Genomic DNA, 23,952 nt, shown 5'->3' on the forward strand with positions numbered 1-23,952 from the left:
TGTGGTGACTGCCGCTATCTGCGGTCGCACCTATCGAAGATGGGTACTTTTTACAGGGCGATTCCGGTGGCAGCAAGCGAGTTTTAATGCCATGGAACAATACGGGTGCAATATGGGTACGACGCAGGTGCGACAGGGGTACAACGTATTCACTCGGCTATCGCTTTTGATTCGGCGTCCCATACGTCCCACCTCTCAAAATCGAAGTGGGACGCCTGAGAGCGCCTAGATTCGGGGCTTCGCCCTACCGTCCTACTTATTTATCTCCTTTCTCGTGTAAAGGGAGAAATTTAAGAACACGCTTGCGCGTGAAACGCGCGTGCAATGTGCCTGCTACGCATATGCGGGCGGGTGACGCTGAAAGGTGGGACGGTGGGACAACCCAGTAAAGACAAGGCCCGCACCTGTCCCACTACGTCAAAACATAGTGGGACAAGGCGGGCCGGTGGGACAGCAACTGCCGGAGCCGTGCCTGGGGTCAAGCAGCCACCCCCATCATGACTCCAAGAATCTGCAGGTGTGCGTCATGCAGGCGCTGATAATAAGTGTCACGACCGCAGCCGCAGTGCGCATATCGCAAGCGCATGCCGACATCGAGGGTGCAGTAGTGCTCTCGCACCACCGTCACAAGCTCGGGCGCGAGGTGCTTGTTCACGATCAGCTCGATATCTAACGAGCTCTCCAACGGCGCACGGAATGCACGCCGCCCACGGATCAACTGGCCATTGCTTTCCATCATCATCGCGACCATGTTGCCACCTGCCAGCCCCCCTTTCGAATGATCGGAGTGCAGCTCCTGAGCCCACTTCTTCAGCAACGAATCAATCTCCTTAATCATCGAAGCATGGCTCCTCGAAAGCAGATTGTTCCAAAGCAGACGTCTTGCCCCAGCCCTCAGGTTTCTTGTAACCCCACAAACGAATCCGACTCTTGGTCATCGCACCGAGCCGGTAACGACTCCAACCTAGCCGGTGCAGAATCGCACCGACCCGCATCTGCTCCGGTTTGCCCCAATGCCCCGGATCGAGCTTGAGTGCTTGCGTCAGAATCTCGCTGCCGGTGGTGGTCTCGCCGATCTGCGACTCTTCAAGCCAAGTCAGGATCGGCGTCTCCCATTCGTCCACCACGAAACGCTCGTCCTGCTCCTCGGCGAACAATGTCGCCTCATCCCGAGTCACCCACCAGAGGTCGCCCGCGTCATAACAAAACACGGCCTCGGCCCACAGTTGATCGCGAATGGAGCGCAACAGCTCAAGGTCTACCTTGGTACAGGCCACCGGCCAATACCTCCGGTTACCAGTGGCATCCTTCAGGTATTCCTCTTGGTTGGTGGTGCCGACAAATACGCACTGACGCGGCACGTCCATGGTGCGACGGCCGTAACTCTCGCGGTAGGTATCGGTGGACGCCGAGAAAAACTGTTTGGCCTTTGTACTTTCCGCTTTGTTGAAGCTGTCCAGCTCGCCAAGTTCGACGATCCACTTTCCCCGGATCGCCTGAAAACCGTCTTTGTCGCCCAGGGCGAACGGTGTGTCCATGAACCATTCACCGCCGAGAATGCTCATCGCCGTCGATTTACCAGCACCCTGCGCACCTTCGAGGATCATCACCGAGTCAGCCTTGCAGCCCGGTTTCATAACCCGCGCTACAGCCGAAATCATCCAGCGCTTGCCAACCTTGGACGAGTAAGCAGAAGCCCTAACGCCCATGACGTCCGTCAACCAGCTTTCCAGACGCGGCACACGATCCCATTCCAGCTTTTTTAGGTATTGCCGCACTGGGTGAAACTCGTGGTCATGCGCCACGACACTCACCGCCTCGATCACATGTGACGCTTTGACCCGCAGGTTGTAATGTTGCGCGAGCCATTTCATTACCCGCACATCATCAATGTCAGCCCAGTCGCCCGTACCCCCGCCATAAGGCGCTGCACGTAGCTTGACGATCTTCGAACTGAACGCGCTGAAACTGATGACTCCGGCCCAGCGAGGATCATTGGCGAGGATCAATTCAACGTTTTGCATGTGTGCAATCAGTGCGCCGCTGTCACTACGGGCCAGGAGATCTTTCCACCCGCCTGCGGCCGGCGGCTTAACCACCGCCAACACTTGACGGCGCACCGCCTCCAGCCCCTCTGCGACGTGCAAATCGTTGAAGTCGGTCCATTTATCACCGCGCTCACCGGAAAAGATTGGTGCAACCACCTGGCCACCGACGATCAGTGCCGCGTTATTGGCCTTTTCTTCACCAGGGTTCCAGGCATCACCGTTCGGCTTGGTAGTTTTCCAGTCATCATCGCGGCAAATGATCAGCGGACAGCCCGCGAACCGCTCACGCATGGCCTTACAGACCGCAAGCAAGTTACCCGCATCGAATGCTACGGCGACGGTAAGCGAGGTCGCCATGTGCAGGCTGGCGCCAGTCGCGTAGCCTTCACACACCAGCACGGGATCGCCCGGATCGGCGTCCGGTCCTAGGAGGTGGAAAGCCCCCTCTTTCGACATCCCGTAAGGCCAATACGTCTTGTCCCGGCCAGTGTCTTCCTGTTTGTTCGGGTAAATCACCTGAAGCCCGACGATGTCGTCCCGCGCATTGCTCATGGGGACCAAGACTGCCCCGGAACGCGGCGCGTATCGGACCCGGATACCAACAATTTGCTTGCGGTCCAGGTACTCGCTGCGGCCTTTCTCTGGCATCCGCTGGAATAAGGCATCCGCTCGCTTCGCCGCCCGGCGCGCCGCATTTGCCGCAACCTCAGCAGCACGACGCTTGCCCTCTTCCTGCCGAGCGCGCATCACTTCGCGTTCTTCGGGTGACATCCGGCCGGCCTTGACCTTGATCTTCTGCGTCTCACCCGAACGCCAATCGCCGAATGAACCGAAAATCAGCGTCTCACCTTTCTCGGTGCGGTGTTCATGGGCGACGTACCAGCCGTTTTTCTCGGTACCCTTATCCTGCGCCGTCTTGCACCGGGTGAGCTTGCCGAACACCAGCGGTTGCGCTGGTACAAGGCCGTAATCCGCGAACTGCGCCAAAACTTCATCGAGCATGACGAGCTCCCTTCAATTCCGAGAGCGAAAGACAGTCCACACAATGGGTGCAGCCTGGTTGCGCGACACGACGTGCCTCTGGAATCGGATCTTCGCACTCTTCACAGAACAGATAAGAGTGCGCCGTCAATGCAGGTTTGGCGGCGATGCGACGTGCTGCGAGCGCTTGGTCGACACGCTCTTGGACGAGATCATTAGCAAAGTCTGCGATGTCAGCCACGGTCAGCACCTCGCGTCGTCTGATTGACATAGGTGGCGCGGTTGAACAACCCGAGCAGCCCTTGAATACCCCGGAACACCTGCAGACGAATCGCGGCGAGTTCCTGATCGGTGACGACGCCGTCGCCGATGCTCTTGGCCCAGGTATCGGCGAGATCCGCAACCTGCCGAAAGTACTCGGCGATACCAGTCGTGAGGGTTTCAGGCATGTCGTTGGTGTAGGTGTCGGCCAACTCCTGCCAGACCGTGTCGCCGACCAATGCATGCACCGCATCGAGAATGCGGCGATCTTTGGTAAGTTCGAGGATCTCGCCGAACTCCTGAATGTTGATGGAGTGGCTCGGGTGGGTCGGCGACAGCTTGTGCTGCAGCGTGGTCGGGTTGCGACCGGTCGTGGCGGCGATGGCCGCAGCGCCGCCTGGGTATTCGCGAGCGGCGTGGTACAGCGCTAAATCGAGCGGCAGGACTTCCCGCTGGGCCCGATCTACGGAACTCAGAGCGATTCGGCTCATGGCATTAATCCTTGAATGTTGCCAGTGCCGCACGACAGGGAGTGGTGGTACATTTGTCGTGTGGCGTGTAAGTGCCCAAACGCCGGCGAGGTTTCATAGACCAACACCGGCACCGTGCTGGGGCGAACAATCCGTTGTTCACCCCTAGCGGAACAGCTGCCAGCTCTGTGGTGGAAAAGGCAGCAACACCAAAGCTTCCGAGCCTTGGAAAACGCGAGAAGAGTGGGTGGTTTGCATTTGGTTTGCCCCCTACTCTTAACGCGGCCCGACAGCGCTGTGGTGGTGCGTGTCGGGAGGAACTGGGCGACCTTTGGGTCGCCTTTTTTCTAACTATGCTGCTTCGCTCGGCGAGACATCGTCCATGATCCCAAAGTGTTCAAGTACTTCTGAGATCGTCACGCAGCCATCACTTTCGCGGGCCAATGACTTGATTAGAGAAACGCTTGGATCTTTGCTCGCATATTTCACGTGTAATCGAAGGTAGCTATCAGCTATACGGCAGCGCTTCGCATAGGCCTTTAGTTTTTCCTTATCCATGTTGCTGATGTAATCACGCAGGTTCATTGAGTAATCCTCCGAGCGCTAAATTAACCTTTGAGGTTATTTTTTGCAATACCTGTGGAGACATTCACCTCAAAGGTTAATGAAGCCAAAATCATCACATGAAAATTTCAGATACCCGGCTTCACAACTTTCGACGAATCATCGCTGAGCGGAATCTTCGCTTGACGGACGTAGCTGAGCGCCTAGGCAAAGCGCCTGCGCAGGTCAGTGCTTTCGGAGGGAAGAATCCTACGAAAGGAATTGGTGACCAGATTGCACGCGAGCTCGAAAAAGCTCTGAACTTGCACGAGGGTTACCTCGACATGCCATACGGTGTTGGTGAGTTCAATAACGCTACTGTGCTAAGCCATACAGGACGTAAGCTTCCCGTTATAGGCTCCATTGCTGCGGGTTCATGGTGCGAGGGTCAAGGGAGTTTTGATCCAAGAGATGCGGAGGAATGGATTGATGCTCCGGGACCAGTGGGCCCAAGCGCATTCATTCTTAGAGTTGAAGGTGTGAGCATGGAGCCAAAGTTTATGGAGGGTGACAAGATCGTGATCGATCCATCCCTCGAAGCTTTACCAGGCCATTTTGTTGCAGCTAAGCGAGTTAGAGATGAAGCAGCAACACTCAAGCAACTCAGACAAGAGGGTAGCGAACGTTATCTCTATGCAGTCAATCCTGATTGGCCGGAACGCATAATTCGAATGACTGAAGAATGGAACATATGCGGCCGAGCTAGGTGGAAAATTTCCGACCTTTGAAAATTAACCCTGAAGGTTACTTTTTCTTGACCAAATAACCTTTAGGGTTAATATTGCCTCACTCTCCACCATAGAGCGAGGCTTCACCCATGCTACCTAGCGCTACCCTCCACGTTCACCCGGCGTGCGTCAGCAACAAAAAAATGATCGAGCAGCTGCAGCTCGCCACGGGCCGCCTGGTCGTCATTCATAACTGCAAACCCAAGCTTGTCGCCAAGTCCTGCCAGCCCTCTCCTGTCAATCCGAACGGCGGAGGGCACGCGGCATGATCAAGTACAAGATCGACAACCGTACCCTGCAGTTGCTCAATGCCCAGGTCAATCTGACCGAGACCTTCAACCACGTCCTGCGTACAGCACCGAAGCGCGAGTGCCTGGCATTCCGTCTAAAGGCCGAACGCGGCACATTGGAAAGCACTTTTGTCATCGAGCTGGGCAGTGAACGCCACACGCTGACCCTGCCGAACGACAAGAAGATGCACCTCAAGCTGGCCGACTTCATCGAAGAGATTGCCAACGGCCCGCTTGATCCGAGCAGCACCAGCGACCCGGTGCATAGCGCGCATGCCGATCGCCAATACGGACGCTTCGACGTCCAGGACAAGCAGCGGGTATTCGAGCTAATTCGTACCGGCGGCGTGCTTAGCCTCGACATGGGCTTCGATCTGCCACTGCACGTGGCTGTTCATCGCCCGCACACTCTCTCCTGCATCACCGCCATCCTCAGCATCGGCAAAAAGAGCCCGCGCACCCGGTGTTTTACCGCTTGCGGTACCGACGTCGAGATATACGGCAAGGTCAGTGAATCCATCAGCCAAATTGCTGCAGCGGCCACTCCTGCTGCACATGCGGCTTAAGGAGGGAGACATGGAACGTACCCTCGCCCAAACAGCCGCTCATCTCGGCCTGACCCGGCCGAAGCTCATCGCCCGCATGCGCGAAAAGGGTTTGCTCAAGGGAAACCTGCCGGCGGCCCCGGAGCGCGACAAAGCCTACCTGCGGATCAATGTCAGCCCCTGGTACGACGAGAAGTACGGCATGCAGTACAGCCAGTCGACCCGGGTAACCCAGTCCGGCCTTCGCTGGCTGGCCGAGCAGTTGGACATCGACTTGCCTGCTATCCCGGCAGACCGCCGTGACGTGGCCTAGGGAGTACGCCCGCCAGATCATCGCAATGCGGACACGTGAGGAGCGCAATGCCGCGCTCCAGGAGGTGCCCGAACATCTGCGGGAATTGACCAAACGCCATTGCCTGAACGCCTGGAACCACCCATCACGATCCAAACGCAAGGAGGCTCAATAGCCCCATGAACAACGCGAACCAAACACCGCTGCGACTGCTTCCAGCGCCTGATAACTGCACCGTTGACATGCTTTACCGTCTTTTCGGCGACGTACTCATTCCACTTGAAAAGCTGCGTGTCCACTACTTCAAGAACCTCAACGAAAAGACGTTCACAGAAGCGATCAATAGCCGTCGGATACAAATTCCCGTGACCACTATCGACGAAAGCGGAAAAGCATTGAGGTATGCCCACATCAAGCACGTCGCGGCTCTGATTGATATCCGCGCCTACAAGGCTGATGAAGAGATGCAACGACCGCTAGACGACAAGCCGGAAGCGTAATACCCACTCGAGATCAAGCGACACCCCTATTTGGCTGCCACCACCAGCCAAGCGAACCTAGGAGCAAACCAAATGACAGCAATTCAAATCTGCGCACTCATCGCCCTAATCACTCTGGCCGGCCTGTTGGTCTGGGCTGGATACTTCATTGGCCGTACCGACGGTATTTCCGCTGGCATGAAACAAAGTGACGACATCCTGCGCGCCGAAAGCGCCAAGACCATTCGCGAGTTAAGGGCCTCCCTCGACTTCATCAAGGCCGACCACGCTCACTTGGCGCAATTCAGCAAACGCCTGCAGAAAGCGTTGACACTCGGCGATCCCGAACGCCAGTCGCTGCTCGAGATCGCCGAAAAGCTCCGCATTGCCGCTGAGACTTTCGCTGCCTTCCGCACCGGGAAAAAATTGGAACGCGAAACCCGCGCCCTGCGCGACGAGGCGCTCGCCATGGCCGAATTACTGAAACCCGCCGAAATAGCAGGCCGTGCAAAGGTAGAAAAGGTGTCTCCTCGCATTTCTCTCTGCAAGGAAGATGCAGAAAAAGCTGCTCTTTTTTTCCAGCAGCTATCTCAAGACGAAACCGCACACGCAGCAATTGGTGGTGCAGCATGAGCTGGATCCTCACCTTCACCGGCAAGCAGTTCGACCTTTACGACCCATACGTCGAACTGATCGACCCGCGAGACATTGCTCATTCGCTCGCCAATCTGTGCCGATTCAACGGCCACACCCGCGAGTTCTATAGCGTGGCGCAACACTGCTGCCTGGTAGCCGATCTGGTGCCAGAGGAAGACAAACTGGCTGCCCTGTTGCACGACGGAACAGAAGCCTACGTCGGCGACATGGTGCGCCCACTAAAGCAGTGGATGGCTGCTTATCAGGACGTCGAGGAATGGATCTGGGAGCGCATATGCACCCGGTTCAAGCTCGACACCGAACTGCCTGCAACTGTGCGACAGGCCGACCTGATAGCACTGGCCACCGAGCGCCGCGACCTCATGCCAACCGATTCGGCTAGCTGGGATTGTCTAGTAGGCATCGAACCTGCTGCCGAAACCATTCGCCCTTGGTCACCTAACGAGGCGCGACTCACGTACCAGCAGCGCCTGATGGATCAACTCGCTATCGAGCACCGGAGGAAAGCGGCATGAGAAACGTACAGAACACCACCGAGACTCTGCCCGCTTTGCTCCGCATAAACAACGGGATCGCCACGCCTGTAAACAACAGCTGCTGCGCAGCAGCACGCATTATTGCCTCTTACAGCAGCACTGCCGAGGGTCTGATACCCCACGAAAAGCTGCGCGAGGCAGCCATCCATAATGCGACGCTGAACGCTCAGAAACGCTCGCCCGCGCAGCTTGTCGAGGGGTATACGCAATGTGATGAGGCGGCAGAGCCATCGTTGCCAACCTATCACCTCGACAAGATTCCAGAAGACAAGATGGCCGAACTGGTCGGTACCACCCGCCGGGCATTACAAGGCAAGCGCGCGAGAGGCGTCATACCGAAAGGGGTTTGGAACAGCATCGATAGCCGCATTTACTACAGCCTAAGGAGATACGAAGCATGGCTCGAGAGCCAATGGGATTGCCCACCGGAGTTGAATTTGCTGGACAGTCCGTCCGCATTCGCTTCACCTGGAACGGGCAGCGCCGTTGCGAAACCCTCCCCTATCCCCAAACGCCGAAGGGGATTAAGGCTGCCGCCGACCTACGCGCTAACGTAACCAGCCTGATCAAGCACGGCGTTCTGGATGATCAGCGCTATGCCGAACTGTTCCCCAACTCCACCTATGCCAACTACTCGGCGACTCCCCGCTTCGGGGAGTACGCCCAGGAGTGGCTCAACAGTCGCGAGATCGTGGCCGGGACACGCAAGAACTACCTCGGCTCGCTCAATCTGTACTGGATGCCGTATCTGGCAATGCTGCCCATCGACAGCATCACATCGGTGATGCTGCGCAAGGTGGTGGCCAATACCGAATGGCCGACGCCGGGTGTGAAGCGCGCGGCGATCCAGCGCCTGACCACAGTGTTTGGTACCGCGGTAAAAGATGGCCTGATCAACCGTAACCCCGTGGAATCCATCGAGCTGCCGGTAAAGGCAAAAAAGCCCATCGATCCGTTCACGGTTGGCGAGGCCAACCAGATCATTGATCACCTATATAAGTCGCTGACCCATTCGATGCGGATCTACGCGGCGTACTTCGAGTTCGCCTTCTACACCGGCATGCGCCCCAGCGAGATTGCGGCGCTGCGTTGGGAAGAGGTCGACAAGGAAAAGCGACTGGTCAACGTGTGTCGGATCGTCGCGGACTACAAGATCGAGGAGCGCACCAAAACCCGGAACGTGCGACAGGTCATGCTCAATAGCCGCGCGCTGCAAGCCCTCGAGCAGGCCGAGCTGGAGGCGCAACAACGCGCCCTGCAGAGCCGTCGTAAACGCGCCGAATCGCCCTACGTGTTCCCGCCAACCAAGAACTTCGAGTTCATTCAACAATCGAGCGTGACCGACAAACACTTCCAGGCTGCATTGAGCGAATTGGGGATTCGCGCCCGCCGGCAATACAACTGCCGACACACATACGCTACCATGTGCCTCATGGCGGGTATGAACCCTGCGTTTATTGCCACTCAGCTCGGTCATAGCGTTCAGATGTTGCTATCGACTTACGCCCGATGGATCAATTCCAGCACTGACTGGGGTGAACTCGGTAAGCTCGAAAACAGCTTGATTGGTACAAAATTGGTACAGACTGAAACAGTACCCCTCTGAAACCCTTATGGAATCAGCCCCTGTGACACTGGAACAGAACTACACCGCGATTCTCGGCCAATTGGGCGAGGACGTCTCCCGCGAGGGCCTGCTCGACACGCCAAAGCGTGCCGCCAAAGCCATGCAGTACCTCTGCCGCGGTTATGAACAGACGCTCGAAGAGGTCACCAACGGTGCCCTGTTCAGCTCCGACAACAGCGAAATGGTGCTGGTCAAGGACATCGAGCTGTACTCGTTGTGCGAACACCACCTGCTGCCGTTCATCGGCAAGGCGCACGTCGCGTACATCCCGAGCGGCAAGGTGCTGGGCCTGTCGAAGGTCGCGCGGATCGTCGACATGTACGCCCGCCGCCTGCAGATCCAGGAAAACCTCAGCCGCCAGATCGCCGATGCGGTGCAGCAAGTCACCGGCGCGCTGGGCGTGGCCGTGGTGATCGAGGCCAAGCACATGTGCATGATGATGCGCGGTGTCGAGAAACAGAATTCGTCGATGATCACTTCGGTGATGCTCGGTGAGTTCCGCGAAAACGCGGCGACTCGCAGCGAGTTCCTCAGCCTGATCAAGTAATCGGCTGCAGAAAAAAACCGGCGTTGATCGCCGGTTTTTTTTCGTCCGTGAAAAATCGGGTAAGCTGCGCGCCCTTCTCTCTTTGCACCGTGAGGCTTTCAACGTGTTCGTAAAAGCGCTTCGTGTCGGCCTTGGCCAACTGATCATCTTCATCGACTTCATCACCCGCCCGGGCAAGAAACAGCGTCCGGCCGAGGTACAGGCGCAAGTCAACGCCGCCGCCAAAGGCCTGACCCTGTATCAGTTCCACGCTTGCCCGTTCTGCGTGAAAACCCGCCGCACCCTGCGTCGCCTGAATGTGCCGGTCGCGCTGAAGGACGCGAAGAACAACGAACAGGATCGCCAGACCCTGCTGGACCAGGGCGGCAAGATCAAGGTGCCGTGCCTGCGCATTGAAGAGAATGGGCGGACGACGTGGATGTATGAGTCCAAGGTGATCATTGATTATCTGGATAAGCGTTTCGCGGCTATCTGAGATTTTTTGGGTGCATTTGAAGGTCCTATCGCGAGCAGGCTCACTCCTACAATTGGAATGCGTTCTCCTGTAGGAGTGAGCCTGCTCGCGATGAGGCACTTGAGGGCAGCCTAAATCCCAGACAAAAATAAACCGGCCCTCGAGCCGGTTTTTTTGTTTTCACGCCGCTTGATTTATCTGCGCCTGACGCACCACCGCCGCCAGTCGCTTCAATCCTTCATCCAGCCGCGCCGGGTCGATGTGACTGAAATTCAAACGCAGGTGCCCAAGGTTTTTATCCGGTTCGGGAAAGAACGGCTCGCCCGGCATGAACGCCACGTCATTGGCCAGCGCCTCGCTGAGCAACGTCCGCGTATCCAGCGGTTGCTTCAGCGTCAGCCAGAAAAACAGCCCGCCCTGCGGCACGTTCCAATCGGCCAGGTCGCAAAAGTGCGTTTCCAGCGCTGACTGGAAAGCATCGCGGCGCTGCCGGTAGAAACTGCGCAGTTCGCTCAGGTGCTGCTGATATTTTTCACTGCCGATCCATTGCAGCGCCTGCCACTGGCCGATGCGGTTGGTGTGCAGATCCGCCGATTGCTTGAGCTTGAGCAAATGCGGAAACAGATCCGGGCTGGCGATCAGGTAACCGACGCGCAAACCCGGCAGCAAGGTTTTCGACACGGTGCCGGTGTAGATCCAACTGGCTTTCTGCAGACGCCCGGCAATCGGTTTGGCGCTGCCGCCATCGAAAGTCAGTTCGCGGTACGGCTCGTCTTCGATCAGGGTCACGCCGAATTCATCCAGCAATGCGGCGACGGCCGCGCGCTTGGCTTCGCTGTAGCGCACGGCAGATGGATTCTGGAATGTCGGGATCAGGTAAATGAACGCAGGTCGGTGCTGCTCAAGACGACTGCGCAGCTGGGCCAGATTCGGGCCGTCGGCCTCTTGCGGCACAGTCAGGCAATCGGCGCCGAACAGTTGGAAGATCTGCAGCGCGGCCAGGTAGGTCGGCGCTTCCAGAAGAATTTCGGTGCCTTGGTCGATGTACAACTTGGCCGCCAGATCCAGGGTCTGCTGGGAACCGCTGACCACCAGCACCTGACTCGCCGTGCACTCCAGACCCAACGCCCGCGCCTGCGCCGCCAGCGCTTCACGCAGCGCCGGCTCGCCCTCGCTCATGCCGTATTGGCCGAGAGACAGCGGCATGTCGGCCCATTCGACTTTCGGCAGCATGGCTTCGGCCGGCAGGCCACCGGCAAACGACATCACCTCCGGGCGCTGGGCGGCGGCGAGGATTTCACGGATCAGAGAACTTTTAAGGCGCGAGACACGTTCGGAAAAAGCCATGGGAGTCACCGGTAGCGAGGCTTGGGAAAAATGAGTCAAACTGGTTGACTGAAACTACGACACCTTGAGCGAGTACGTCAACATGCTTGACCTTAAAAACCCCGCCAGCCAGCAACAGGCGATGGAAGCGTTTTTCTTCGGCTATCAGGCGTTCACCGCCAAGGCCGATGAAATGCTCGAGCGGCGCGGTCTGTCCCGGGTGCATCAGCGGATTGTGTTTTTCATCGCGCGTTATCCAAATTTGAGTGTGAAGGAATTGCTGGGATTGCTCGGCGTGAGCAAACAGGCGCTGAACATGCCGTTGCGCCAGCTGCAGGAAATGCATCTGGTGGAAAGCGTTGCGTCAGAGACGGACAAGCGTAAGCGGCTGCTGGAGCTGACCGTGGAAGGTACGAAGTTTGAGCAGGCGCTACGGCGTGAGCAGGTGAAGTTGCTCGAACGGGTATTTGCCGAGGCTGGGGAGGCGGCGGTGAATGGGTGGCTGGCGGTGAATATGGCGTTGGGAAAAAGCCAGACAGCTCTCGATTGAATAGGGCGGCCTCTTCGCGAGCAGGCTCCCACAGTGGAACGCATTTCAAAGGTGGGAGCGAGCTTGCTCGCGAAGGGGCCCGCACAGGCGTTATATCCCTATCGCCTGACCTTTCGTAAACAAAACCAAAAACAATATTTGCTTTATTTGTACACAAAAGCATAATCCACTGCGTGCGAGTTCCTGACCTAACGGTCAACAAATTCGCGTATGCCTCAAAGGGCTGCTGCCACCCCTCATGGGTCCGGCCCTGGAAATAACAATAAAACTCTTGAGGAGTACTCGCTGTGGAAAGCCGCAAATCCGAAGCATCGACGCTGGAACTCTCGCCGCCCTTACGCACAGGCGTGCTGGAGCGCCTCTTCAAACTCAGCTTGCACGGCACCACGGTGAAGACCGAGCTGATTGCCGGTCTGACAACCTTCATCACCATGGCTTACATCATTTTCGTCAACCCGAACATCATGGCCGATGCCGGGATCGATCACGGTGCAGCCTTCGTCGCCACCTGCATCGCCGCCGCGCTCGGCTGCCTGCTGATGGGCCTGTACGCCAACTGGCCGGTGGGCCTGGCACCGGGCATGGGGCTCAACGCTTTCTTCACTTACACCGTGGTCGGCACCATGGGCTACAACTGGGAAACCGCGCTCGGTGCGGTGTTCGTTTCCGGTGTGCTGTTCATGATTCTGACCTTCTCACGGATTCGCGAATGGCTGCTCAACAGCATCCCGGTCAGCCTGCGCTTTGCGATGGGCGCCGGCGTCGGTCTGTTCCTCGGGCTGATCGGTCTGAAAACTGCGGGCATCGTTGTCGACAGCCCGGCCACTCTGATCAAACTCGGCTCCCTGCGTGAACCCGGCCCGTTGCTGGCGGCGATCTGCTTCCTGATGATCGCGATCCTCAGCTACCACAAGGTGTTCGGCGCGATCCTGATCAGCATCATCACCGTGACCCTGGCCGGTTGGGGCCTGGGCATCGTGCACTACGAAGGGATCATGTCGACCCCGCCAAGCCTGGCACCGACCTTCATGGCAATGAACGTCGCGGGTGTGTTCAACGTCAGCATGATCAGCGTGGTGCTGGCGTTCCTTTTCGTGCACATGTTCGACACCGCCGGCACCCTGATGGGTGTGGCCCAGCGCGCCAATCTGGTCAACGCTGACGGGCGTATCGAAAACCTTTCCCGGGCGATGAAAGCCGACAGCGCCTCCAGCGTCTTCGGCGCGGTGGTCGGCGTTCCTCCCGTCACCAGTTATGTGGAAAGTGCCGCTGGCGTAGCGGCTGGTGGTCGGACTGGTCTTACCGCAGTCACCGTGGGTGTGCTATTTATAGCCGCGATGTTTTTCGCACCGCTGGCTGGAATGATTCCGGCTTACGCCACCGCCGGTGCGCTGATTTATGTCGCGATGCTGATGATGGGCGGCATGGCGCACATCGAATGGGATGAAGCCACTGACGCCATCCCGGCGATCGTCACCGCGATCATGATGCCGCTGACCTTCTCGGTCGCCGACGGCATTGCGCTGGGCTTCATCACCTACGTGGCGTTGAAGGCCGGCACCGGCAAGTACAAGGAAATTTCCGTCAGCCTGTGGGTGCTCTGCGCGATCTTCATTGCCAAGTTCATCTTCTTGTAAGCGTCACGCGGTTCAAGCGTCAAAACGGCCTCACCCTCGCGGGTGGGGCTTTTGTACATTCTTGAGTACAACAAAAAAAGGAGAAAAGTGATGAGTCTGGAAACCTGGCTGCTGTTCAGCGGCGCTGCATTGGTGGTGATCCTGATTCCGGGGCCGCTGTCATTGCTGATGATCAGCAACAGTCTGAACTACGGCTTGCGCCGCTCTTACCCGGCGTTTCTCGGCGGCGTGATCGCTTCGATCTGCCTGCTAAGTGCGTCGGCGCTGGGGCTGGGCGCCCTGCTGCTGGCCTCGGAACAACTGTTCAGCGCCTTGAAGATCGTCGGTGCACTCTACCTGTTCTACCTCGCCTGGCAGAGCTGGCAGCAATCGCGTCAACCGTCGGTAGGCGCCGAAGTGCCGCAGGCCGCGCCGGTGCCACGTTTCCGCACACTGTTCGGCCGCGCGTTTGTATTGGGCGCGAGCAATCCGAAGGACATTCTGTTTTTCGCCGCGTTTCTGCCGCAGTTCCTCAGCGCACAGCGGCCGTTCCTGCCGCAGTTATTGATCATGATCGCGACCTGGGTGGTGCTCGACCTGTGCTGCAAACTGGCTTACGGGCTGGGTGCGCATGGTGCGGCGCGTTATCTGCGTAGCGGCAAGGGGCAGAGCTGGTTCAACCGGGTGAGTGCCGGATTGTTCAGTGGTGCTGGCGCAGCTTCACTGTTGAGCCGTTAAAGAGCAAAGGATCGCAGCCTGCGGCAGCTCCTACAGGGGATTGCATTTCAAACTGTAGGAGCTGCCGAAGGCTGCGATCTTTTGACTTTAAGGCAGGCGAAAAAAAGCCCGCAGTGTGAGCGGGCGAAAGACCAAAGAAGCTATATGCGCAGTCGCTTCCCGGTGGGGGCAGCTGCTTGGGGTCAGCTGCCCCGGTAGGTGGAATAGCTGTAAGGCGAGATCAGCAGTGGTACGTGATAGTGATCCTGCTCGGCAGAGATGCCGAAACGCAGCACCACCACGTCGAGGAACGCCGGTTCCGGCAGTTGCACGCCACGGGCACGGTAGTAATCGCCGGCGTGGAACTGCACCTGATAGACCCCGGTGCGGTAGTCATCGCCTTGCAGCAGCGGCGCGTCGACCCGGCCATCGCTGTTGGTAACGGCACTGGCGACCAATTCCAGATGCGAACCTTCAACGCGGTACAGCTCGACCTTGATCGAGCTGCCCGGGCAACCGTGTGCAGCGTCCAAAACGTGTGTTGTCAAACGTCCCATTGATTCTGCGCGCCTGGCCGCAAGGAGCAGTCAGACTTCGCGCCTCCCGAAGTCAGGTAAAAAGGAGACCGCACCGATTCGGAGCACGAAAAGTTGCGGCGAGCGACTGATTAAGACACTTTTCTAAAAAATTGTACACAATAAAAACGACATTTTTCACCTCACCCCCGCCATTCGGGTGTTTACCCCTGATCTGCCCCTCAAGCGCCTGACTATTGAACCTCACATCCATTAGCTGACTGATCAGGCAGGTTTCTTGCAGGTTTACGCCATTAGCCGCAAAAGATGACAGTCGGTGAAAAATGCGAAAATTCAGGCTTACAAATTGCGAATAAAGTTGTATACAATTAGCCCATCGCTGTGACGCCAGCCTGTGCAGGCCGTTACACAAACCTGTCAACGAATAAGAAGGAAGACTGCAGTGAGCGCTGACTACCCACGCGACCTGATCGGTTACGGCAGTAACCCTCCTCACCCACACTGGCCGGGCAACGCGCGCATCGCGCTGTCCTTCGTGCTCAATTACGAAGAAGGCGGCGAGCGCAACATCCTGCACGGCGACAAAGAATCTGAAGCCTTCCTCTCCGAGATGGTCGCTGCTCAACCGCTGCAAGGCGCACGCAACATGAGCATGGAATCGCTTTACGAGTATGGCAGCCGTGCCGGCGTCTGGCGGATCCTGAAACTGTTCAAGGAATTCGACATTCCGCTGACCATCTTCGCCGTGGCCATGGCCGCCCAGCGCCACCCGGATGTGATCCGCGCGATGGTCGAAGCCGGTCACGAGATCTGCAGCCATGGCTACCGCTGGATCGACTACCAGTACATGGACGAAGCGCAGGAACGCGAGCACATGCTCGAAGCGATCCGCATCCTCACCGAACTTACCGGCGAGCGCCCACTGGGCTGGTACACCGGCCGCACCGGCCCGAACACCCGGCGCCTGGTGATGGAAGAAGGCGGTTTTCTCTACGACTGCGACACCTACGACGACGACCTGCCCTACTGGGAACCGAACAACCCGACCGGCAAGCCGCACCTGGTGATCCCTTACACCCTCGACACCAACGACATGCGCTTCACCCAGGTGCAGGGTTTCAACAAGGGCGACGATTTCTTCGAATACCTCAAAGACGCGTTCGACGTGCTCTACGCCGAAGGTGCCGAAGCACCGAAGATGCTTTCGATCGGTCTGCACTGCCGCCTGATCGGCCGTCCGGCGCGTCTGGCGTCGCTCAAGCGCTTCATCGAATACGCCAAAAGTCATGAACAGGTGTGGTTCAGCCGTCGCGTCGACATCGCGCGCCACTGGCACGAAACCCACCCGTACCAAGGGGCCGCCAGATGAGCCGCTTTCAAACCCTGCAACCGTCGACCCTGAGCCGTGACGCTTTCGTCAAAGCCTTCGCCGACATCTACGAACATTCGCCATGGGTGGCCGAGAAGGCCTACGACCTGGGCGCGGACGCGTCGATCGACGAGATCGAAACCCTGCACCAGCGCATGAGCGATATCCTGTTGAGCGCCGATCACGCCAGTCAACTGGCACTGATCAACGCTCACCCGGACCTGGCCGGCAAAGCCGCCGTCCAGGGCCAGTTGACCGAAGCCAGCACCCATGAACAGGCTGGCGCCGGTATTCACCAATGCACGGCCGAAGAGTTCCAGCGCTTCACCGAGCTGAACGACGCCTACAAGGCCAAGTTCAAGTTTCCCTTCATCATGGCGGTAAAAGGCAGCAACCGGCATCAGATCCTCGCGGCGTTCGAAACGCGCATTCACAACTCGGTCGACACCGAATTCAAATGCGCGCTGGCGGAGATCAACAAGATCGCCCTGTTCCGATTACTGACTCTCTAGCGAACTTGGCCCGAGCACCATCAAACGCGGAAGTGCCCAGGGCCCTGCAAGCATCCCAAGCCAACTAATTAAAGGCAGACAAGAAGAATGAAAGCTTACGCCGTACCTTTCGAGAAGTTCGTCAACCTGGCCGATGCCCGCCTGGGCACCAAAATCATCTCGGTCACCGATGACTGGTTCGCAGACGCCAATCGTCTGTTTCAGCCGACCCCGGCCGTGTGGAAGGAGGGTGTGTTCGACGACAACGGCAAGTGGATGGACGGCTGGGAATCGCGCCGCAAGCGCTTTGAAGGCTACGACAGCGCGGTGATCCGCCTGGGCGTACCGGGTTCGATCAAAGGCGTGGACATCGACACTTCATTCTTCACCGGCAACTACCCGCCATCGGCCTCGCTGGAAGCGTGCTTCCTGGCCTCGGGCGAGCCGGACGAAAACACCCAGTGGACTGAAGTGCTGTCGGCCGTCGAGCTGCAAGGCAACAGCCACCACTACCACGAAATCAGCAACGACAAAGCGTTCAGCCACCTGCGCTTCAACATCTACCCGGATGGCGGCGTGGCCCGTCTGCGCGTTTACGGCATCCCGTTCCGCGACTGGTCGGCGGTTGGCGACAACGAGCAAGTCGATCTGGCTGCAGCCCTCAACGGTGGCCGCGCCCTCGCCTGCTCCGACGAACACTTCGGCCGCATGAGCAACATCCTCAACCCGGGCCGTGGCATCAACATGGGCGACGGCTGGGAAACCGCACGTCGTCGCACCCCGGGCAATGACTGGGTGATCGTCGCGCTGGGCCACCCGGGCGAGATCGAAAAAATCATCGTCGACACCCTGCACTTCAAGGGCAACTACCCGGACACCTGCTCGATTCAGGGCGCGTTCGTCAAGGGCGGCACCGACAGCCAGATCGAAACCCAGTCGCTGTTCTGGCGTGAACTGCTGCCGAGCCAGAAACTGGAAATGCACGCCGAACACACCTTCGTCGAGCAGATCAAGGCACTGGGCCCGATCACCCACATCCGTCTGAACGTGTTCCCGGATGGTGGTGTGAGTCGCCTGCGCGTTCTCGGCAAGGTCGCGAAGTAATGCTGAGCCTGTAGGAGCTGCCGCAGGCTGCGATCTCTTGATCTTGATCTTAAAAAACAACGTCAAAAGATCGCAGGCTTCGCCAGCTCCGACAGGGATCGCGCAAGACGCACTGACAAGTTGAACAACACAGAATTCGGAAAAGAACAGCATGCGCACACTAACGATTGAACCGCTGACCAAAGAAGCCTTCGCCCCCTTCGGTGACGTGATCGAAACCGACGGCAGCGACCACTTCATGATCAACAACGGTTCGACCATGCGCTTCCACAAACTGGCGACGGTCGAAACCGCTACGCCTGAGGACAACGCGATCATCAGCATCTTCCGCGCCGACGCGCAGGACATGCCGCTGACCGTGAGCATGCTGGAACGCCATCCGCTGGGCAGCCAGGCTTTCATTCCGTTGCTCGGCAACCCCTTTCTGATCGTGGTCGCGCCACTTGGCGATGAACCTGTATCAGGCTTGGTCCGCGCCTTCGTCACCAACGGCAGGCAGGGCATCAATTACCATCGCGGCGTCTGGCACCACCCGGTGCTGACGATCGAAAAGCGGGATGACTTCCTGGTGGTTGATCGCAGTGGCACAGGCAATAACTGCGATGAGCATTTTTTCAAAGAGGATGAGCGTTTGATCCTCGCCCCCCACCAATAAGAGAAGGTCTGATCACTCGACAACAAGAGTGACAGGCGAGAGGTAAAGACTGTGGAAGCACATCTGTTGGAATGGCTGAACCTGAGCGTGCGCTGGGTTCACATGATCACTGGCGTGGCCTGGATCGGCGCGTCGTTCTACTTCGTCTGGCTGGAGAACAACCTCAACCGCGTCAACCCGAAAACCGGTCTGGCCGGTGATCTGTGGGCGATTCACGGCGGCGGTATCTATCACCTGGAAAAATACAAACTGGCCCCGCCGTCGATGCCGGAGAACCTGCACTGGTTCAAATGGGAAGCCTACTTCACCTGGATGTCGGGGATCGCGCTGCTGTGCGTGGTGTTCTACTCCAATCCCGTGCTCTACCTCGTGGCACCCGGCAGCGGCCTGACCGGCCCTGAAGGCGTGGCCATCGGCATCGGTTCGCTGATCGCCGGCTGGTTCATCTACGACTTCCTCTGCGACTCGGCCCTTGGCAAGAAACCGGCCCTGCTCGGCTTCATCCTGTTCGTGCTGATCATCGGCGCGGCGTATGGCTTCAGCAAGGTGTTCAGCGGTCGTGGTGCGTACCTGCACGTCGGCGCGATCATCGGCACCATCATGGTCGGCAACGTGTTCCGCATCATCATGCCGGCACAGCGTGCACTGGTCGCGGCCATCGCCGAGAACCGCACACCGGACCCGGCGCTGCCCGCCAAAGGCCTGCTGCGTTCGCGTCACAACAACTACTTCACCCTGCCGGTGCTGTTCATCATGATCAGCAACCACTTCCCGAGCACTTATGGCAGCCAGTACAACTGGTTGATCCTGGCCGGGATCGCGGTGTTGGCGGTGTTGGTGCGTCACTACTTCAACACCCGTCACGACAGCCACAAGTTTGCCTGGACCCTGCCCGTGGCAGCGGTGGGCATGATCAGTCTGGCTTACGTCACCGGCCCTGCGCCGATGTCGACCGCGCCGGACGTGGCCAAGGCACCCGCGAAAATCGAGTACCAGCCGCTGCCGGAAACGGCATTGGGCGGTGGCGCGAAACCGGCTGAAGCGGCGGCACCTGCAGCGCCAGCAGCAGCCCCTGCTGCGGCACCGGCGCAAGCATCCAACGCAGGTCCTGCGTTCGACAAGGTGCACAACGTGATCCAGGAACGCTGCGCGGTCTGCCATTCGGCCAAACCGACCAGCCCGTTGTTCAGCGCGGCGCCCGCCGGTGTGATGTTCGACACCCCCGAGCAGATCCGTCAGAACGCGGCGCGGATCCAGGCGCAAGCCATCACCACACAGATCATGCCACTGGGCAACATCACTCAGATGACCCAGCAGGAACGTGACCTGATCGGTGCCTGGATCGCGCAGGGAGCACAGACCAACTAAGCCAGACAAAAGCCTGTGTAAAAGCAGGCTTTTGTGGCGAGGGAGCTTGCTCCCGCTGGGTCGCGAAGCGGCCCCTCTCTTTGCCTGAAGAACAGGGACTGCTGCGCAGTCCAGCGGGAGCAAGCTCCCTCGCCACAAACAAGCTCTGCAGCCACAAATATGAATGATGCAAAAGGACAGCTGTGAGCCACCCGGCAGCTGTTCAATCACAAGAATAAAAAAGATCCGAGGTGTTGCATGTCCGAGCTGTCCAAAGCGCGCATCCCCGACGCACCCGCCATTCAGCGTTTGCCCCTTTTGCAACTGATCCTGGTCGGTTTGCAACATGTTCTGCTGATGTACGGCGGTGCCATCGCGGTGCCGTTGATCATCGGACAGGCCGCTGGCCTGAGTCGTGAAGAAATTGCCTTCCTGATCAACGCCGACCTGCTGGTCGCCGGTATCGCCACCATCGTTCAGTCGCTCGGCATCGGCCCGATGGGCATCCGCATGCCGGTGATGATGGGCGCCAGTTTCGCGGCGGTTGGCAGCATGGTCGCCATGGCCGGCATGCCCGGCATCGGTCTGCAAGGGATCTTCGGCGCGACCATCGCCGCCGGATTCTTCGGCATGCTCATCGCACCCTTCATGTCCAAGGTCGTACGTTTCTTCCCGCCTTTGGTGACTGGCACGGTCATCACCTCGATCGGTCTGTCGCTGTTCCCCGTGGCCGTTAACTGGGCCGGTGGCGGTGCCGCTGCGGCGCAATTCGGTTCGCCGATTTATCTGGCCATCGCCGCTCTGGTACTGGCGACCATTCTGCTGATCCACCGCTTCATGCGCGGCTTCTGGGTCAATATTTCCGTGTTGATCGGCATGTGCCTGGGCTACGTGCTCTGCGGTGCGATCGGCATGGTCGACCTGAGCGGCATGGCCAGCGCGCCATGGGTTCAGTTCGTCACCCCGCTGCACTTCGGCATGCCGAAATTCGAACTGGCGCCAATCCTGTCGATGTGCCTGGTGGTAGTGATCATCTTCGTCGAGTCCACCGGGATGTTCCTCGCGCTGGGCAAGATCACCGGTCAGGAAGTCTGCCCACGGATGCTGCGTCGCGGCCTGCTGTGCGATGCCGGCGCCTCGTTTGTGGCGGGTTTCTTCAACACCTTCACCCACTCCTCGTTCGCGCAGAACATCGGCCTGGTGCAGATGACCGGCGTGCGCTGCCGTTCGGTGACCATCGTTGCCGGCGGTTTGCTGATCGTGCTGAGCCTGCTGCCGAAAGCGGCGTTCCTCGTCGCATCGATTCCACCGGCAGTGCTGGGTGGAGCGGCGATTGCGATGTTCGGCATGGTCGCTGCGACCGGGATCAAGATTCTCCAGGAGGCCGATATCGGTGACCGTCGCAACCAACTGCTGGTAGCGGTGAGCATCGGCATGGGCCTGATCCCGGTGGTGCGTCCGGAGTTCTTCGCGCATCTGCCGCTGTGGATGAGTCCGATCACCCATAGCGGCATCGCCATGGCCACGCTCAGCGCGCTGACCCTGAACCTGCTGTTCAACATCCTCGGCGGCGCCGAACGCGCAGCGATCAACGACTGCCACGCGCATCAGCACTAAAGCAACCCTTTATCCCCCTGTAGGAGTGAGCCTGCTCGCGATCGCGGTATGACATTCAACACATGAGTTGATTGAAAGAACGCTATCGCGAGCAGGCTCACTCCTACAGGAAAAGCTCTGCGCCTCAACAATAAAAACAAGAGGGAGCAACCGATGATTCGCACGCAAACCAACGTTCTGTTGAGTGGCGGCCTGCTGGCCGCGAGTCAGGCCATGGCCGGCGATTTACTGCTGTGGCAGACCAACAGCCTGAGCTACCTGTACGGCAAGAACTTCGCGATCAACCCGTCGATCCAGCAGACGGTGACGTTCGAACATGCCGACAAGTGGAAGTACGGCGACAACTTCCTGTTCGTCGACAAGATCTTCTACAACGGCCAGGAAGACCGCAACAAAGGCCCGCACACCTTCTACGGCGAATTCACCCCGCGCTTCTCGTTCGGCAAGATCTTTGACCGCAAGCTCGAGTTCGGCCCGATCAAGGACGTGCTGCTGGCGATGACCTACGAGTACGGCGAAGGCGACAGCGAGGCTTACCTGATCGGCCCCGGCTTCGACCTGAAAGTGCCCGGTTTCAACTACGTGACCCTGAACATCTTCCGCCGCCAGACCGAAGGCCCGCGCCCCGGCGACGGCGTCTGGCAGATTACCCCGGGCTGGTCGTACAGCGTGCCGCTGGGCAACTCCGACCTGCTGATCGACGGCTATCTGGACTGGGTCGTCGACAACGACCAGAACTCGCGCGGCACCTACCACGCCAACCTGCACATCAATCCGCAGATCAAATACGACCTCGGCAAAGCCCTCGGCTGGAGCCACAAGCAGCTGTATGTCGGCACCGAATACAGCTACTGGAAGAACAAATACGGCGTCGAAAGCAGCCGCAACCTCGACACCAACCAGAACACCGCCAGCCTGCTGGTAAAGGTGCACTTCTGAGATGGCCCGCAACCGTGCCCCATACCTGTCGTCGGTGCTCTGTTGCGGGGCACTTGAGAGCTGGCCGAGGAGTCAGTATTCTCCGCGGCCTCTTGAATTCGGTCTAAAAAAAAGCCCGGATTTAATTCCTGACCGACGAGCCAACTTATCCCGGCCCCGGTCAGTACCGAGGCATCCCGAAAACACGCGCAATCGACTGTTTTTCAGCAGCCGAACGGGCGTTTTTTTGCTTTTCGAAAGCGTTGGCCCAGCTCTTGCTATCACCAGCGAAGCTGACCGATCGGATGACTTTTTCAGCGACGAAAAAAGGCGCCACACCAGAGCGCCGATCTTAAAAAAATAAACGTGGAACACCTACTTTGGGAGCAACCGAATGAAACGTATGTGCACCAGCCTGATGCTTGCGGGATCGATGCTGGCCGGCGGCCAGGCCATGGCCGACGGCCTGCTGCAATGGCAGAACAACAGCCTGACCTACCTGTATGGCAAGGATTTCCAGGTCAACCCGCGCATCCAGCAGACCGTCACCTTCGAGCACGCCGATGCGTGGAAGTACGGGGATAACTTCTTCTTCCTCGACAAGATCTTCTACAACGGTGGCAAGGACTTCAGCAACGGCCCGAACACCTACTACGGTGAGTTCAGCCCGCGCATCTCGCTGGGCAAAGTGCTCGACCAGAAGATTGAATTCGGCCCGATCAAAGACGTCCTGTTGGCGATGACTTACGAGTTCGGCGAAGGTGACACCGAGTCGTACCTGATCGGTCCGGGCTTCGACCTGGCGATCCCGGGCTTCGACTACTTCCAGTTGAACTTCTACCAGCGCCACACCCAAGGCGCTCGCGCCGGTGACAACGTCTGGCAGATCACCCCGGTCTGGTCCTACACCATCCCGGTCGGCAAGTCGGACATCCTGATCGACGGCTTCATGGACTGGGTCACCGACAACGACGTCAACAAAAAGGGCGAGTACCACGCCAACCTGCACTTCAACCCGCAGATCAAATACGACCTGGGCAAGGCGCTGAGTTTCGGCGAGAAGCAGTTGTATGTCGGTGTTGAATACGACTACTGGAAAGACAAGTACGGGATCGACGACACCGGTGCGTTCAAGACCAATCAGAGCACCACAAGCTTCCTGGTGAAGTTCCACTTCTGATCTTAAAA

General features: G+C 58.4%; 28 protein-coding genes. 21 read left to right on the forward strand and 7 right to left on the reverse strand.

Going from position 1 to position 23,952, the window contains the following annotated elements; all coding sequences use genetic code 11:
- Positions 1–478: 478 nt before the first annotated feature.
- From BW33_RS10950 to BW33_RS10970, 5 genes are all read right to left on the reverse strand, one after another.
- A complete protein-coding gene (locus BW33_RS10950) occupies positions 479–838 on the reverse strand; it encodes a PA0613 family protein (RefSeq protein WP_047598933.1) in 360 nt (119 codons plus the stop codon).
- The gene (locus BW33_RS10955) at positions 831–3,050 is read right to left on the reverse strand and encodes a VapE domain-containing protein (protein WP_047598934.1); all 2,220 of its coding nucleotides are present in this window, start codon (positions 3,048–3,050) and stop codon (positions 831–833) included. The genes BW33_RS10950 and BW33_RS10955 overlap by 8 nt, the downstream gene beginning before the upstream one ends.
- Positions 3,040–3,270 carry a TraR/DksA family transcriptional regulator gene (locus BW33_RS28425; RefSeq protein ID WP_047598936.1) on the reverse strand — a complete coding sequence of 77 codons (231 nt, stop codon included), beginning with the start codon at positions 3,268–3,270 and terminating at the stop codon, positions 3,040–3,042. The genes BW33_RS10955 and BW33_RS28425 overlap by 11 nt, the downstream gene beginning before the upstream one ends.
- A complete protein-coding gene (locus BW33_RS10965) occupies positions 3,263–3,781 on the reverse strand; it encodes a phage regulatory CII family protein (protein ID WP_047598937.1) in 519 nt (172 codons plus the stop codon). Before BW33_RS10965 ends, BW33_RS28425 begins: the two co-directional genes overlap by 8 nt.
- 330 nt (positions 3,782–4,111) lie before the next feature.
- Complete coding sequence (locus BW33_RS10970) at positions 4,112–4,345, reverse strand: hypothetical protein (protein ID WP_047598938.1); 234 nt, start codon at positions 4,343–4,345, stop codon at positions 4,112–4,114.
- 98 nt (positions 4,346–4,443) lie between these two features.
- Here BW33_RS10970 and BW33_RS10975 point away from each other — a divergent pair, with 98 nt between their 5' ends.
- The 10 genes from BW33_RS10975 to BW33_RS11015 all read left to right on the forward strand — a co-directional run bounded on the left by BW33_RS10975 (position 4,444) and on the right by BW33_RS11015 (position 10,539).
- Positions 4,444–5,091, forward strand: coding sequence for a LexA family protein (locus BW33_RS10975; protein ID WP_047598940.1), 648 nt, complete (start codon positions 4,444–4,446; stop codon positions 5,089–5,091).
- A 265-nt stretch (positions 5,092–5,356) separates the two neighbouring features.
- Positions 5,357–5,947 carry a hypothetical protein gene (locus BW33_RS10980; protein WP_047598943.1) on the forward strand — a complete coding sequence of 197 codons (591 nt, stop codon included), beginning with the start codon at positions 5,357–5,359 and terminating at the stop codon, positions 5,945–5,947.
- Between the two features lie 10 nt (positions 5,948–5,957).
- A complete protein-coding gene (locus BW33_RS10985; RefSeq protein ID WP_047598944.1) occupies positions 5,958–6,239 on the forward strand; it encodes a phage antirepressor KilAC domain-containing protein in 282 nt (93 codons plus the stop codon).
- Between the two features lie 158 nt (positions 6,240–6,397).
- Entirely contained in the window at positions 6,398–6,718 is a 321-nt protein-coding gene (locus BW33_RS10990) for a pyocin activator PrtN family protein (protein WP_047598947.1), read from the forward strand.
- Between the two features lie 72 nt (positions 6,719–6,790).
- Positions 6,791–7,330: a hypothetical protein gene (locus BW33_RS10995; protein WP_330217166.1), complete on the forward strand. Its 540-nt coding sequence runs from the start codon at positions 6,791–6,793 to the stop codon at positions 7,328–7,330.
- Positions 7,327–7,869 carry a phosphohydrolase gene (locus tag BW33_RS11000; RefSeq protein WP_047598948.1) on the forward strand — a complete coding sequence of 181 codons (543 nt, stop codon included), beginning with the start codon at positions 7,327–7,329 and terminating at the stop codon, positions 7,867–7,869. Before BW33_RS10995 ends, BW33_RS11000 begins: the two co-directional genes overlap by 4 nt.
- Positions 7,866–8,447 (forward strand): hypothetical protein, encoded by a 582-nt coding sequence (locus BW33_RS30160; protein ID WP_236645212.1) that lies wholly within the window; start codon positions 7,866–7,868, stop codon positions 8,445–8,447. Before BW33_RS11000 ends, BW33_RS30160 begins: the two co-directional genes overlap by 4 nt.
- The gene (locus tag BW33_RS11005; protein WP_236645213.1) at positions 8,348–9,496 is read left to right on the forward strand and encodes a site-specific integrase; all 1,149 of its coding nucleotides are present in this window, start codon (positions 8,348–8,350) and stop codon (positions 9,494–9,496) included. Before BW33_RS30160 ends, BW33_RS11005 begins: the two co-directional genes overlap by 100 nt.
- Before the next feature lie 22 nt (positions 9,497–9,518).
- Positions 9,519–10,064, forward strand: coding sequence for a GTP cyclohydrolase I FolE (gene folE / locus BW33_RS11010; protein ID WP_010456659.1), 546 nt, complete (start codon positions 9,519–9,521; stop codon positions 10,062–10,064).
- A gap of 103 nt (positions 10,065–10,167) precedes the next feature.
- Entirely contained in the window at positions 10,168–10,539 is a 372-nt protein-coding gene (locus BW33_RS11015) for a glutathione S-transferase N-terminal domain-containing protein (protein ID WP_047599022.1), read from the forward strand.
- Between the two features lie 159 nt (positions 10,540–10,698).
- On the opposite strand, the gene BW33_RS11020 is transcribed toward BW33_RS11015, so the two are convergent.
- A complete protein-coding gene (locus tag BW33_RS11020) occupies positions 10,699–11,865 on the reverse strand; it encodes an aminotransferase-like domain-containing protein (RefSeq protein ID WP_047598952.1) in 1,167 nt (388 codons plus the stop codon).
- An 82-nt stretch (positions 11,866–11,947) separates the two neighbouring features.
- Here BW33_RS11020 and BW33_RS11025 point away from each other — a divergent pair, with 82 nt between their 5' ends.
- The 3 genes from BW33_RS11025 (at position 11,948) to BW33_RS11035 (ending at position 14,748) form a co-directional block, all read left to right on the forward strand.
- The gene (locus BW33_RS11025; RefSeq protein WP_047599023.1) at positions 11,948–12,394 is read left to right on the forward strand and encodes a MarR family winged helix-turn-helix transcriptional regulator; all 447 of its coding nucleotides are present in this window, start codon (positions 11,948–11,950) and stop codon (positions 12,392–12,394) included.
- 287 nt (positions 12,395–12,681) lie between these two features.
- Entirely contained in the window at positions 12,682–14,031 is a 1,350-nt protein-coding gene (locus BW33_RS11030) for an NCS2 family permease (protein ID WP_047598953.1), read from the forward strand.
- Positions 14,032–14,121: 90 nt separating this feature from the next.
- Positions 14,122–14,748: a LysE family translocator gene (locus BW33_RS11035; protein ID WP_047598954.1), complete on the forward strand. Its 627-nt coding sequence runs from the start codon at positions 14,122–14,124 to the stop codon at positions 14,746–14,748.
- Positions 14,749–14,930: 182 nt separating this feature from the next.
- Here BW33_RS11035 and uraH read toward each other — a convergent pair whose 3' ends face one another.
- Positions 14,931–15,284: a hydroxyisourate hydrolase gene (uraH, locus tag BW33_RS11040; RefSeq protein WP_007913983.1), complete on the reverse strand. Its 354-nt coding sequence runs from the start codon at positions 15,282–15,284 to the stop codon at positions 14,931–14,933.
- 421 nt (positions 15,285–15,705) lie between these two features.
- Between uraH and puuE the strand changes: the two genes are divergently transcribed.
- The 8 genes from puuE (at position 15,706) to BW33_RS11080 (ending at position 23,944) form a co-directional block, all read left to right on the forward strand.
- Positions 15,706–16,632 (forward strand): allantoinase PuuE, encoded by a 927-nt coding sequence (puuE, locus tag BW33_RS11045; protein WP_047598957.1) that lies wholly within the window; start codon positions 15,706–15,708, stop codon positions 16,630–16,632.
- The gene (gene uraD / locus BW33_RS11050; RefSeq protein ID WP_047598960.1) at positions 16,629–17,144 is read left to right on the forward strand and encodes a 2-oxo-4-hydroxy-4-carboxy-5-ureidoimidazoline decarboxylase; all 516 of its coding nucleotides are present in this window, start codon (positions 16,629–16,631) and stop codon (positions 17,142–17,144) included. Before puuE ends, uraD begins: the two co-directional genes overlap by 4 nt.
- An 87-nt stretch (positions 17,145–17,231) precedes the next feature.
- On the forward strand, positions 17,232–18,227 hold the full coding sequence (alc, locus tag BW33_RS11055; RefSeq protein WP_047598963.1) for an allantoicase: 996 nt from the start codon (positions 17,232–17,234) through the stop codon (positions 18,225–18,227).
- A 151-nt stretch (positions 18,228–18,378) separates the two neighbouring features.
- A complete protein-coding gene (locus tag BW33_RS11060; RefSeq protein WP_007960046.1) occupies positions 18,379–18,882 on the forward strand; it encodes an ureidoglycolate lyase in 504 nt (167 codons plus the stop codon).
- A 51-nt stretch (positions 18,883–18,933) separates the two neighbouring features.
- Complete coding sequence (locus BW33_RS11065; RefSeq protein WP_047598966.1) at positions 18,934–20,250, forward strand: urate hydroxylase PuuD; 1,317 nt, start codon at positions 18,934–18,936, stop codon at positions 20,248–20,250.
- Positions 20,251–20,487: 237 nt separating this feature from the next.
- Positions 20,488–21,846, forward strand: coding sequence for a nucleobase:cation symporter-2 family protein (locus BW33_RS11070; RefSeq protein ID WP_047598968.1), 1,359 nt, complete (start codon positions 20,488–20,490; stop codon positions 21,844–21,846).
- A 153-nt stretch (positions 21,847–21,999) separates the two neighbouring features.
- Positions 22,000–22,785: an outer membrane protein OmpK gene (locus BW33_RS11075; RefSeq protein ID WP_047598970.1), complete on the forward strand. Its 786-nt coding sequence runs from the start codon at positions 22,000–22,002 to the stop codon at positions 22,783–22,785.
- Positions 22,786–23,158: 373 nt separating this feature from the next.
- The gene (locus BW33_RS11080; protein ID WP_047598973.1) at positions 23,159–23,944 is read left to right on the forward strand and encodes an outer membrane protein OmpK; all 786 of its coding nucleotides are present in this window, start codon (positions 23,159–23,161) and stop codon (positions 23,942–23,944) included.
- Positions 23,945–23,952 lie beyond the last annotated feature (8 nt).

This window comes from Pseudomonas sp. RIT288 (genome assembly GCF_000631985.1).
GTDB lineage: Bacteria > Pseudomonadota > Gammaproteobacteria > Pseudomonadales > Pseudomonadaceae > Aquipseudomonas.